Genomic DNA, 13,529 nt, shown 5'->3' with positions numbered 1-13,529 from the left:
CATGTGTCTGCTTCTCCAGGCTGTTTTTATTGTGCTGAATTCTCGGCACGGCGTTTTTTCCCGCGCTTCATAATAGCAATCATAAATGCTGTGTATAATACAACGACCAAACCAAGTGCCACAATGTAAGAAGTGTTAATACCCCGCGCTTCAATCACCTGGTACACTTCCACCATTTCGCGGTCTAAAATAATCGCATAATTGCCGTCCTTATTTTCACGAATAATTTCACTGTTGAACATGCCGCGAACTTCTTTTCCTTCACCTAGCTCAGCTACCGGAATATGCACACGTTTTGTCTTACTACTATTATTAATGACAACAATCCATGTTTCCTCATCGGATTTGCGTTCGAATACAAGATAGCCGTCTTCATTTTCAAGCCATTTAAATTCCCCGTTACGCAATGTCTCGGAATCATTTCTTAATGACTGGAGCTTTCCTACATAATCGGCTAATTCTGAATCCGTTTTAAAATTGTAGTATTGGTGTGCTTCAACACCCGCTTCCCCATTCATCGCAATTTCAGACCCATATTGCACTACTGGTACACCTGGAAGTAAGAGTGTGCTCGCGATGGAAATTTTACTCCGTGTCGGCGGATACATACCTTCCTCTGTTGCCGCCAATGTGAAGCGATCCGACCAAATCGTATCCGTCATCGACAAAACCGGTGTCCCTGAAAGCATTTCCTCGATATGAGGCTCTAGTACAGTCGTATTTAAATCGACATTTTTAAATGCATTTGTAAAGTTTGAAGCAGTATCACTGTAAAATTTCGCGTCAAAATTTGCATCACTTTCCGCATTCGCAATTGTATAAGCACCTGCTGCTTTTAACTGCTCGATAAAGCGATTTAAAAATGCAGTATCGGCTTGTTCAATATTCGTCAAACGAACCCCATCTAATTTATATGTACTCACAAATTGTACAGCACTGTTGATCAGCTCATTCTGTACTTCTTCATTCGTTAAGTCCCACTGTATTTTCCCTTCGTTTTCAGATGCTGCAAATCCTTGTTTTTCTGAAAGTTCATGGTTTGGACTTACATTGGAAATAGGGAAATCTACCATTATTTTGATGTCACGTTTTTGATAAGCCTCGACCATTTTTTTAAATTCCTCGGCTGTACCAAATCGGTGGTCAAACATTGTGTAGCTCGTTGGCATCGATCCATCATATTTTTCAGTCTCAAATACAGAGCCAATCGAAAGCATCGTATACCCCATATTTGCGACATAATCGATTTTCTTCAGTAAACCATTGAAATCCCCGCCTGCAAACATCATCGGGTCCTGTGTATTTACTGTATCATCATCATTTTTACCGGTACCATTAAAGAAACGGTCCACTAAAACGTCATATATACTTTCATCTGCAATCGTACGCTCTTCTTCCGCATTTGCAACAGCAGCAACTGACAATGAAGTCGAAAGCAGCACACCCGCAGCCAATGTACGAAACCATTTATTAAATCCCATTCATTTCCCTCTCTTTCATATACAGTCCAACGTCATTTTACCAAAAAAGGTACAAACGTAGCTAGCTTAAAAAGTTATTTATAGGAAATTCGGCAAATACGTGACAAAAATGTGTATGGATTATTACAGAATGTTAGAAATTGGTAGCGGGGTGTCTTTTAGTAGAAGTTTTCGTAGTAACTTCCGGGGATATTAGAACTTTTGGTCTTCTGTCAATATTTCGGACACGCGTTAAGAGACTTTTTTGCTACCGCCCTTCGGTTGCTCTGCTTTTCATCCGTCCATGCCCTGACCAGGGCATGGGCGGATGAAAACCCTGCAAGAGAATTTTAAGAGGCACTTTGACAAACGGGCTCCTGTTGATTTCTCTCAAATTGGTTTGGTGATAAATAACCGATTGTTGAATGACGTCGTCGTTCATTGTAAAAGTTTACGATATATGACTCCACGCTCTTTCTTGCTTCTTTTTTGGATTCGAAACGGTGACGATAGATCCATTCTTTTTTGATTGTGGCGTGGAAGGATTCAATACACGCATTGTCATAGGGATCTCCTTTACGACTCATGCTAATTTTAATCCCATGTTCTTTTAAAGTTCTTGTATAGCTTGTGGCACAATATTGTGCGCCTCGATCTGAATGATGAACTAATCCCTTCTCGGGTTTTCGAACTGCTAATGCATGCTTCAAGGCTTGATCTACTAATGTTTCTTCCATATGATCTGCGATGGCCCAGCCGACGATTTTACGAGAATATAAATCCATGATTGACGCAAGATACACCCACCCCTCCAGTGTTCGGATATAAGTTATATCTGCGACCCATACTTTATTTTTCTCTTTTACTTGAAATTGACGTTTGACTAGATTCGGATAAATAAATTGATGGTGATTGGAATCCGTTGTTCGTTGAACAGTTTTCGGGATTATGGCACTTAACCCAAGGTTTCGCATCATATTCGCAATTTTCTTTTGCGAACAGACATAACCTAAACTCGCTAAGTCTTGCGCAATTCGAGGGCTACCGTATGTACCAAAACTCCTCGCATACGATCGATGAATCTGATGGGCAATTTCTGTATCACGTACTTCTTTTTCCGATAAGGGCTGTATCTGTTTTTTACGCCAATCATAATAACCGCTTTTTGAAACCATCAATACTTTACACATCATCGCAATGCCAAAGTCGTTTTTATGCTTTTCAATGAATGCATAAATCACTCGGGGTTTTTCGCGAAGATGTGCATAGCCTTTTTTAGAATTTCATTCTCTTCTTCCAAATCACGTAACTTCTTATCAAACGCTGCCTGCAACTTATCTACTTCGCTAGAAGTAAAGTAACGTGTGACATCCTGGTTTTTCGATTCACGATAATCTTTAATCCATTTATGGATCGTTGAAGACCCAATTTCAAACTTAAATGCCAGATCCGAAACTTTTGCGCCATCTTCTAAAACAGACTTTAAAATGTATTCTTTTGTTTGTGCGTCTAATCGCTTACGAGTTTGTTTTTCTTTCATCGGTTCCACGTCCTTTTTTAGATATCTTAATCTTAAAGTGTCTCTTAAGACGTGTCCATTTTTTATACTAACCTCACTTTGGGGGTGAAATGTAGAACGATGGGCCGGAAAAGTAGAACAACTTGGATCTAATGTGGAACATTTCTCCCTTAAAGTAGAAAGTTTTGCGACGAATGTAGAAATTTCCGGAGATAATGTAGAACCTCTCACCGCTGCCCTTACGCCATACAAAAAAGCGTGTAAAAAGCCACCTCCACTTTTTACACGCTTCAACCTTTATTAGAAGTTTACACCGATACCCATGCTTAAGCCTAAGTATAATGTGATTAATAGAACGATACCGAATAGTACCCAGAACATGTTGACAGATTTGCCTTTGTTTTTCCGTACTAGCACCATTTCCATAAAGCCGATTACTAAAATACCAAATAAAACTTTCATATCATAGTTCATGCCGCTTTCAGAAATCTTGTCGCGCCATTCCAGGAATAAAGACAACCCTGTAACGATTACTAAAATATACATTACACGTAAGATCATGTGTACTGCTTTCATCTTTTTGCCGGATAATGCAGCGATAAAGAATAATATTAATGCTATTACCCAAGTCGTGATGTGCATATGTGTCGTACTAGTTAAGAAATCCACGAATTTTCCACCTCTTCTATTTATTCTCTACAGCCAATATCCTACCATGTAAAGCCCTATAAATTCAATTGAATCTGCCAAGTGTTCTATGAGTTGTCATAAAAAAACGAAACTTTTCCGCAAAAAAGCAGTAGATTTCCCTATACCAGAAAATCTACTGCCTATTAATAGCGAATCTAGCAATCTGCAGCTATGAATATCCTAATTTCATTAAGCAAATCGATTTGCTAAAGTCCCGATTCCTTCAATTGCAATTTTCACTTCATCGCCTGCTTTTAAAAATTGCGGCGGGTTCATCCCTTTTCCGACTCCGGCCGGCGTACCTGTTAAAATAACATCGCCTGGCTCTAATGTGACATATTTAGAAACTGTCTCAATAATTTCGGAAACGGAAAACAGCATATCTTTTGTCGAACCGTTTTGACGTACTTCACCATTTACTTTCGTCACAATGGACAATGTATGCGGATCAGGAATCTCATCTTTTGTTACTAAATACGGCCCCATTGGACAGCTGCCTTCCAAGCTCTTGCCTAAGAAGAACTGTTTATGCTTCTCCTGTGCATCACGGGCTGTAAGATCATTGGCAATTGTATAGCCGAACACATAATCAAATGCCATTGCTTTTGGAACATTTTTTCCGCGTTTGCCGATTACGACAGCCAACTCTCCTTCATAATCAAGAGAATCCGTCACATCTGCATGCACAGGTAATGTTGATTCATCCGGGGCAATTGCAGTTGGTGACTTTGTGAAGACAACGATATGTTCCGGTGCCTTTTCTGCACCCATTTCACGGGCATGATCACTGTAATTTTTACCAACACATAAAATATTTTTCGGTGTGCGAGGAACTGGCGACAGCCACTCAATATCAGAATAAGCCAGTTTGAACTGAGCACCATCTTCATGATTCTGAGCTGCCTCTACTAATTTACGAACTTGCTCAACAAATTCATAGCCATGTGCAATCCCGTCAATAATTGTTTTCGGAAAGTCTTTTAGTACATTAAGTTGGTTTTGGATTTCGATAACATCCCAAACTGCCTCTTCTTTTTTTACTTTTGGGCCAAACTTTACTTGTTCGTTTACTTTAAATGATAACAATTTCATAACGTGGAGCACTCCTTCTGTTTTTTTACATCATACATTAAAATAAAAACAATTGCCTTACTTTTCTGACAAAAAGGGACTTAATACGTAAAACTAAGCGTTCGGCGCATAAAACTTTTTACAATTCCGTATTCTTTGTTCACGATTTACGTTCTGCGGGTTTGCCGTAAGTAAATCTTTTCAGCAACGCTTCAATCGGTCCTTGTTTATATTTTGAGAAATAGATTTCCGCAAACAGTACTTGGATGACGAAAATTCCGACCGCCATATAAATCCCCATCTGCACATCTACTTTTCCATATAAACCGAATCCCCAATTGTAGAACAGTACCGTACAAATGACGGACTGCATCAGATAGAGCGTAAGAGACATACGGCCAGCCTTTGCAATTGGCGACAGCAGTTTCACAATGACCGGCAATTGTGTCAGCAATGTGATGACTGCCATATAGCCTATCGCCAGCATCGGTCCGCCAATGTAAACTTGCAAGTATTCATTGCCGAATGTTTGGTCACCGGCAATTGGCAAGCTCTTCATATAAAGTCCACCGCCCATACCAGCTACAGCCAGAATGATCCAAACAGCGATTTTTTCTTTCGCTTGCTCGATGAGACGCCATTTCGCAAGTGCTGCGCCAAAAAGCATATAAGGTAATATCGTAAATAAAGACGAAATCCACATCATGACACCCATCTGAATCGATAAATCATCCAGACGCTGCATAAATGCATCTGTCCAGTTCCCGATTCCGTATGCTGTTAAGGCACTTTGAATTGCTTCAATATCGACAGAAAAACTATCCGTTGATGACGTAAAAAAGCCTGCCGCAACATATAAACTTAAATTAAAACCATGATACAAAGCATTTACCGCAATTGCTATAAGCAGGAGCCATTTTGCCTTTAACCGAATAAGCGCGATTAAAAATACACCGCAAAACGCGTACGTCGCTAAAATATCGCCCCACCAAATAACAACTGCATGAAACATCCCAATACAAAACAACAAAATGAGACGCTTCGGTGCAAACCGGTAAAAATCGGCACCCGTCTCCTTTGCTTTAATATATTGCATAGCTAGTCCATACCCGAACAGCATAGAAAATAACGGATAAAAGCTACTTTGTACATAAATATCCAAAAGCTGCTGGAGTATGATATCCTGCACTTCGTTAAACCAGCTTCCTAAATCCGCTATATGCGGCATTGGTAAGTAAAATCCAAACATATTCACTAATAGAATGCCGAGCAAACTTACCCCACGCAATATATCGAGTGTCGCAACACGCTCTTTCGTACCTACTGGGCGAAAATCCACCGTCAAATCCCCCTAATCTATTTTCACTTCTTGTCCAATACTATATAAATATAAAATGCGTTCACTTATTTGAATACGCTTAATTGATTGGACAGCATGCTGATAATAGTTTAATTGAATTTGGTACGACTTTGTCATTTTTTGTTTAATTTTCTCAAAATCGCCTAATAAATATTGTTCGATATAGTCCGTTTTATAATCAAGAAGTACCCAGTTCCCATGTTCATCTTCAAAAATACAGTCGATGACACCTTGAATAATTTGGGCGTCCCCTTCCTGATCTTTCAAACTAAGTGTAAATGGTTCTTCACGCAGCACTTGTTTCGCTTTTTTAAAACGCCCACCTATTTCCGTTTCAAAAAAGGCGAATACCTTTTCTGCCGAAACCGCATCTGCTTCAATTTTCTGCAGAAGCTGACGTTCTACGAGTGATTGGATATACTGTTTTGTCTCTTTAATCGATGCAAATCCTTGCTGCGGGATATGCTGCATAACTGCATGGACAGCTGTACCGACTTCGGTTGCGGAAAGTTTACGTTCTTTTTTCCCTTTCAGCATAAAGCTTGGTACATCGGTTTTTACGTAGCGCTTCGCTTCCATATTGTAAAGCTGCTCTTCTTCCATTTGCTGCAAACTTTCGAGACGCTTTTGCTCTGACACCGACGTTTTCGATTTTTTCGACACCGCATTTGCATACGGGTATGGTGTTGTAAAGCGTTTTGTCAGCAGCTCCACCAGCTCTTCATTCACAGCCTGTTCAACCACTTCCTGCTCTACCGTTTCCGCTTCATTGGCAAGCAAATAGTCGCGGTTTGGAATAATGCGGACTGTCCACTTTTCAGTTGTTGCCGCTTCATTCGAATAGCCGTAATCGGCAAACAGGAAATCATTATGTCGGGCAACAGCCGGACCGACCCAGCTTAAATAACTGTTCGCTTTTGAACGAATGTATGCAGGAAGCACCGTCTCCTCCAGCTCCTGATAAAATGCCCATTCTTCCTTCTGCTTCTCCCAATCTTTAATCGAGCCGACTAAAATAAGTCGTTCCTTTGCACGAGTCATCGCAACATATAAAACACGCATTTCCTCCGCCTTCATTTTCGCCAGCTTTTTCTCCTTCACATATAAATGCGGCAAAGAGGTCGAAATGATATTTAAATCTGGATTGACCGATTTAATCGCCAAACCGAAATCCTGATCGAAAATATAGCGGCTGCCTAAGTCTTTTGTATTGAAAGTCCGGCTCATCCCCGCTACAAACACGACCGGATATTCAAGCCCTTTTGATTTATGGATTGTAAGCAATGTCACGACATCATCGGCTTCACTTGTTGATTTCGCAATCCCTAAATCGTCTCCGCGCGAACTTATGCGGTCGATAAAACGCAGGAAGCGGAATAATCCGCGGAATGACGATTTTTCATAGCTTAATGCACGGTCATGCAGTGCCCGTAAGTTCGCCTGTCGCTGCTTGCCGTTCGCCATCGCGCCGACCATTTCATAATAATTCGTATCTAAATACACTTGCCATACTAAATCAGCCAATGCCCCATGACGGGAAAACTGGCGCCATTTCTGATGCATCGTAAAGAACTTATCAAGCTTAGCTTCAGTTTCAATTGGCATGTCACCCGTTGCCTCTTCTTTATATTGTTTTAACGCTTCATAAAAAGGGACTTTTCCATTAATTAAACGGATTTTTGCCAGTTCATTTTCAGTTAACCCGATAAACGGAGCACGCAGTACAGACGCCAGCGGAATATCCTGATACGGGTTGTCGATGACTTTTAACGTGTTGATCATAATCATGACTTCTAGCGATTCAAAATAACCGCCGTCCGTTTCGGCATATAGCGGCAGACCGGCCAATTTGAATTCCTCCGCAAACGTCGTATACCATGTACGCGAACGCATTAATACGACAATATCGCGGTAGCTGACAGGGCGCATCGATTTCGTTTTCGGATTGTATACTTGTCCACCACGATCGACTAAATCACGGATGCGCTGTATAATGTAGCGCGCTTCCTGCTGTGCTGAGCTGATGCTCTCTTCCTCTGAACCCTCTTCGCTTCCCGGAATGATTTGCGCTTTTGAATCACCTTCCAGTAAGACTAATTCAATCGGTACTTGCTGTTCATCATAGCTCGCCCCGAACTTCAGTTTTGCCTGTTCATCGTATGCAATTTCACCGACTTCTTCATCCATAATTTGTTCAAACACATAGTTCGTACCTTCCAGCACTTCCGAACGACTACGGAAATTGGCATTCAAGTCAATTTTCATTCCTGTTCCGGACGGGTCTTCTTCAAATCGCTTATATTTATCTAGGAAAAGACGTGGCTCTGCAAGTCGGAACGCGTAGATGCTTTGTTTCACATCGCCAACCATAAACATATTCCCGTCCTGCTCCCCGCCATTTTTCACAAGCTGTAAAATTGTTTCCTGCAAAAAATTGACGTCCTGATACTCATCGACAAGCACTTCTTTGAAACGCTTCTGGAAATTCAATGCGACATCAGATGGCAGAGGGGGATTTGACGTACTTTCTTCATCCTTCAAAATTTCCAGTGCATAATGCTCCAAATCCGAAAAATCAAGCAGGCCGCGCTCCTGCTTTGCCTTTTTAAACGCTTCACTGTATTCAATCGTCAGTTTTACGAGCGTTTCCAAAATAGGCTTTGTCGCCGCCATTTCCTGTACATACAACTTTGGATGGCGTGCAAAAAATGTTTCCTTTAAATCAGACAGCATTTCTTTTGCCGTATCACGATGATTTTTCGCTACCGCATAATATTGTTTATCTTCCTCGGTATCCTTTTTCGTCAATGGCTTGATCCGTCCGAACTCAACAGCTGGAATCAGCTCATATGCCTGTTCCCATGAACCTTCTTCCATTGCCTTGAGTACATGCATAACCCCTGTATATTCAGCTTCAAACAATGGCTTATTTTTCTCTAACGCTGGTGTAACGGACACAATTTGCAATCCCTTTTCAAGACGAGTGGCAATTTCTCTCAGGCTCCCGATAATAAACGGGCGGACTTCCTGCGCAATGACCAGTTCATCAATTGGACTTTCCGGATCAATATTATATTTTTCCGGCAATGCACGCAGCCACTCATACGGGTTTGGCTGTACGCGCGATACTTTATACATTTCCTGCAGCAACAGCTCAATCGCCTGGTCACTGCGGTCAGACGCAAAGCTGTCGATTAATGTATAAAGCTCCTCTTTCGTGAACAATGCCTCCATATCACCGCGGTATGCCTTTTCAAGCACATCCATCAGCACATCATCCTGTAATAATGAAGCTTCCTCCGTACTTGCCAGACGGAAACCCGGGTCCAGGTCTATCGTGTATGCATATTCACGGCAAATCGATAAACAGAATGAATGCAATGTAGAGATTTGTGCTTTGTTCAGTAAACTTAACTGACGGCGAAGAAATTGGTTGTTCGGATTTTGGGCAAGCTCCTTTTCAAGCGCTTCTGCCATACGGTTACGCATTTCCGCAGCCGAGGCATTTGTAAACGTTACGACGAGCAGCTCATCTACATCAATGCGCTTGTCTTCAGGCGCTAACATCTTTTGAATCAGTCGCTCGATCAATACGGCCGTTTTTCCCGAACCGGCCGCTGCCGATACTAATATGTCATGACCGGATGCATAGATGGCTTTCCACTGCACATCTGTCCATTGAACATCATTCGGCTTCACTGGAATTGTCATCTGCACATACCACCTTTTTAATATTTTCGAATACTTCCTGTTCCGGCTGTTTTTTAATTTCATTATAGCTGTTGCCGGTTTCCGACTGGTCGAACTGGCAAACCGATTTAAAGCTGCAATACGTACAAGCCTTTTGATTCCCTAGGCTGTACGGTTTAATTTCCGTATTTCCGCGGTAAATCTCATTGCCCGCTTGACGGAATTTATAGTGTACAAATTCCTGCAGGTTTTCCATCTGGTCCTGTTCAATCACTTTTGATGAACGGTTGTTAAATTCCGGATTCTCGCCGCTTTTAAACGCTGCCGGCACGATAATCGATGTTTTACTCGGCTCGAGTGACTTGTCCATCAACTGTGCCACTTCCACATCTTTTACCATATAGCCGCTTAACTTGAACTTCTCCTGACGTAAACTTTCCACACGCTCATACTGCTCATAGTCCTCTGTTGGAATAAGCGGATTATGCACATGGAGATAGAACATCCCTGCCGCCTGGACAATGATATTTTCCAGCTCCGATAAGTCCTGGATGAACTTTCCTTCCCGTGCGATTATCGGGATATTTTTCATCGCTACATCCAAATACGTCAACAGCTGCAGTGAAATCCCGTTATATACTTCTGTAAAATCGAGCTTACGGCCGCTAGATTTATAATCAATGACACGCAAATACAGGTTTTCCGCATCTTTATATGCATCGATCCGGTCAATTTGCCCGCGTACATACATTTTCCGGTTATGCTCCAAATCAATTTTCAGTGCTTCCAGCGGATTGCGGTCATCCTGTTCCGTATTTTTATCGTCTCGCTTCCCAAATGGCTTTTCATGAGCAATCGCTTTAAACTTCGACAGCTCACTTTGATTAATGAGCGCATAAATCGTACGGGCAACAATTTTCACAAGCTTTGTTTTAATATATTCGAAACGGTGGCTGCTCTTCAGAATACTGTAAGAGAAATAATCCGCCAGTTTTGAAATCGTTTCATCCGCTTTTTTATAGCACGCTACATATGTTGTGAGCGGAATCGATGGCTCTTTCTCGGATAAAATCGTCCGGATCGCCTCATGGAACAGATCGCCCATCGCGAACGTTTCCAGCTTGAATTCTGTACGCTCCTGCAATTTCAGCCCGTAGGACGCAAAATGCGAATACGGACAGCTGTAAAAGCGTTCGATACGCGATACACTCGCCAAGAAATCTTCTCCATACAATGCTGTCGCTACTTCTTCCGTTAGCGGCTCCGCTTCATTTGTCGTATATAAAGGTTTTTCCACGACATTCAGCACATCTTTCCAGCCCTGTTCCCGTTCGTAAAAAGCTTTTAATGCTGCCCATTCTTCGGTAAGTGGACGTCGTTCGTGCTGCGCCTGCTTCAGCTGGGTCATTAAGAAGCCAATTGCTGGTGATGGGTGCTGTATATAATTGAGCACATTGTCTTTTTGGAACTCATCAAGCGGGTCCATCGCAATTTTCCGATGTGGCAGTGTACGAACCGATTGTTCATCTGGTGTACCGCGGTTTTCCGTCATTTCAAACATGCTGTGAAGGCGGTTAATATAAAGTGAAGGCAGTTTGCTTTTACTTTCCTCGTCTGCATTTGCATACGTAATATATAGATATTGTGTCGATGAAGAAATTGCCCGGTAAAACAGGAAGCTTTCCTGCAGGAGCCTGCTTTTTATACCTGGTGCAAGTTCCACATCGATTTTTTCAAATGTTTCACGCTCATCATCAGACAGCAGACCTCCCGCTTCCATACGCATCGGGTACACCCCGTCATTGACACCGATTACGAAAATCGCCTTTTTATTATCAAATCGCGCAAACTCGACAGTCGAAACGGTCACTTCATCCAATGTCGGCGGTACACTTGCAAATTCAAGTGTTTCAAAGCCTTCATCCAAAATTTGCGCAACTTCTTTCAACGGCATAACTTTATCGCCGAACATCAGGTCAAACTGCTCCAGAATATGAATCCAGCCATTCCAAGCCTGCTCATGCTCCAATGACTGATGCAGTGAAGCGGACTGCTCTTCCTGCTCTTGCATTTTTAACAGTTTTTTATAAATATCAAGCTGCTCCATAAATTCATACAGTGCAACGACAATTTCACGGCCAGTCTTTTTGCCTTTCAACCGGTTTTGCAATGCCAGTACCGGTTCACGGATTAAGTCTCGTACCGATTTCAAAAGCTGTTCATGCTCCAGCTCGTCTTCTGTCTGGACCGCGTTTACTTTTTCCAGTGATTTAAAGCGGCGGTAATGCCATACTTCCTCTTTCATCCAACGGTCATGAACAATCCCTTTCGCAATGACGAAGTTTTCCAAAATATCCGCTCTGTCTCTCATCGCGACTAAGTTGGCTCCATATGGGAAGAACAGATCTGTTTTTATACTTCTGAAAATCGGTTCGTATTTCCAGTTAGTTGTGATAATTTCCAGTACAGATCGACTAAATTCGATAAGCGGATGATAAAGCATCGCCCGCTTCTCATTTGAGAAAAACGGAATTTCATACTGTGTAAAGGTCGTTCCGATAATCGCATCATATACATCTGCCTGACGGTACATAATCCCGATATCTTTATAACGCAGCCCCTTTTCCAGAACGAGCTGTTTAATTTCCTGGGCAATACCTTGCACTTCTGCGCGCGGATTTACGCCTTCCAATATTTTCGTGTGTCCCGTTGATTCGACTGGTCTATCGGTAATTTTGTCGAAGCAATGTTCAATATGGAGCAAGTCCCGATTTGACGCACGGTAGTTTACTTCTAAATGAACACGCGGCTCCTCTTCAATATCAATTCCTCGTTCGAATCGTAACTTTTGCAGCTCATTCTTTATTTTGTCATACGTCATCGCAGCTCTGTAAAATACCGAGCCTTCCAGTAGATCCATTTGCGGGTCTTCCATCGGGAGCACAATTGTGACACTCTTCGCATAAATAAGCAGCTCTTTTAAAATGGCAAATTCCTGTCCATTAAACGAAACAAACCCGTCCAGATAAATATCGGTATTGCGCAAGCTTTCCATTTTCGGAATGCGTTCAATTAGCAGCGGGAAATAGCCATCGCCATCAATATAATCTGTCCCGATCCGTTCATGCAGCTGCTTTAAAATAATATTCAGGTCATGTAATTTATGAAGCAGTACTTCACTTGCCCCATTTAATCTTAATGACTCGATCAATGGCTCGATTGTTTCCACATCGATATGATATTGGCTGAATTCCTTTAAAATCTGCTCGACTTCTTTCGTAAAACCGGGTTTACCTGCCGCGCGTTTAAATAATAGGAACTCTTCCTGATGTTCTTCCAAAATACGTCGTAACAGCATGCGGTACCCTGTGCCGTCAATACGTTCGCGGGCGATACCTCCTTCATTTTGCAGCACAAACCAGGCCAGCCGTTTGAATGTCATAACCTGTGCACGCATCATTCCTTCAATGTCATAGTTCGTCGTCAGCTCATATTCCGTTGTAAACGACATTTGGTCAGGAACTAAAATAAAAATTGGATATCCAAATATATTTGTTTTTAACTCATTGACTATTTCACGGTGTATCAAAGTCGTTTTCCCCGTGCCTGCCCGTCCTGTTATAACTCGTAACGTCACAATTCCCACCTCACTTCTATTTCTTTCTTCTATTATAATATAAGAATGCATGTTCGCGCATTAATTGCCATCATACAAAAAAGCCCTGTCTTTTCACAATTT

Annotated in this window: 8 protein-coding genes; all 8 read right to left on the bottom strand. The window is 41.9% G+C overall.

All coding sequences use genetic code 11. The features are described from left to right. Nucleotides 1–26 precede the first annotated feature (26 nt). Nucleotides 27–1,481: an alpha-amylase family glycosyl hydrolase gene (locus MKY07_RS03650; protein WP_339263861.1), complete on the bottom strand. Its 1,455-nt coding sequence runs from the start codon at nt 1,479–1,481 to the stop codon at nt 27–29. A 329-nt stretch (nt 1,482–1,810) separates the two neighbouring features. Continuing rightward, a complete protein-coding gene (locus MKY07_RS03645; RefSeq protein WP_339263660.1) occupies nt 1,811–2,701 on the bottom strand; it encodes an IS3 family transposase in 891 nt (296 codons plus the stop codon). After that, nucleotides 2,698–3,000 (bottom strand): transposase, encoded by a 303-nt coding sequence (locus MKY07_RS03640; RefSeq protein ID WP_014822792.1) that lies wholly within the window; start codon nt 2,998–3,000, stop codon nt 2,698–2,700. The genes MKY07_RS03645 and MKY07_RS03640 overlap by 4 nt, the downstream gene beginning before the upstream one ends. A 279-nt stretch (nt 3,001–3,279) precedes the next feature. After that, entirely contained in the window at nt 3,280–3,648 is a 369-nt protein-coding gene (locus MKY07_RS03635) for a YisL family protein (protein ID WP_014824620.1), read from the bottom strand. Nucleotides 3,649–3,858: 210 nt separating this feature from the next. Next, nucleotides 3,859–4,761, bottom strand: a complete 903-nt coding sequence (locus MKY07_RS03630) for a fumarylacetoacetate hydrolase family protein (RefSeq protein WP_339263860.1) — start codon at nt 4,759–4,761, stop codon at nt 3,859–3,861. A gap of 139 nt (nt 4,762–4,900) precedes the next feature. Continuing rightward, nucleotides 4,901–6,079 carry a DUF418 domain-containing protein gene (locus MKY07_RS03625; protein WP_339263858.1) on the bottom strand — a complete coding sequence of 393 codons (1,179 nt, stop codon included), beginning with the start codon at nt 6,077–6,079 and terminating at the stop codon, nt 4,901–4,903. Between the two features lie 12 nt (nt 6,080–6,091). Next, the gene (gene addA / locus MKY07_RS03620) at nt 6,092–9,811 is read right to left on the bottom strand and encodes a helicase-exonuclease AddAB subunit AddA (RefSeq protein WP_339263857.1); all 3,720 of its coding nucleotides are present in this window, start codon (nt 9,809–9,811) and stop codon (nt 6,092–6,094) included. Then, on the bottom strand, nt 9,786–13,427 hold the full coding sequence (gene addB, locus MKY07_RS03615) for a helicase-exonuclease AddAB subunit AddB (RefSeq protein ID WP_339263855.1): 3,642 nt from the start codon (nt 13,425–13,427) through the stop codon (nt 9,786–9,788). Before addB ends, addA begins: the two co-directional genes overlap by 26 nt. Nucleotides 13,428–13,529 lie beyond the last annotated feature (102 nt).

The sequence above is a fragment of the Solibacillus sp. FSL W7-1472 genome (assembly GCF_037969775.1).
Classification (GTDB): domain Bacteria; phylum Bacillota; class Bacilli; order Bacillales_A; family Planococcaceae; genus Solibacillus; species Solibacillus silvestris.
Note: the sequence above shows the minus strand (reverse complement) of the source record. Positions and strands in the feature narration are given on the sequence as shown.

Excerpts from the sequence above, each read along its gene's own strand:
- addA (WP_339263857.1), bottom strand. The coding sequence starts at position 9,811 with ATGACAATTCCAGTGAAGCCGAATGATGTTCAATGGACAGATGTGCAG.
- MKY07_RS03640 (WP_014822792.1), bottom strand. The coding sequence starts at position 3,000 with ATGAAAGAAAAACAAACTCGTAAGCGATTAGACGCACAAACAAAAGAA.
- MKY07_RS03630 (WP_339263860.1), bottom strand. The coding sequence starts at position 4,761 with ATGAAATTGTTATCATTTAAAGTAAACGAACAAGTAAAGTTTGGCCCA.
- MKY07_RS03650 (WP_339263861.1), bottom strand. The coding sequence starts at position 1,481 with ATGGGATTTAATAAATGGTTTCGTACATTGGCTGCGGGTGTGCTGCTT.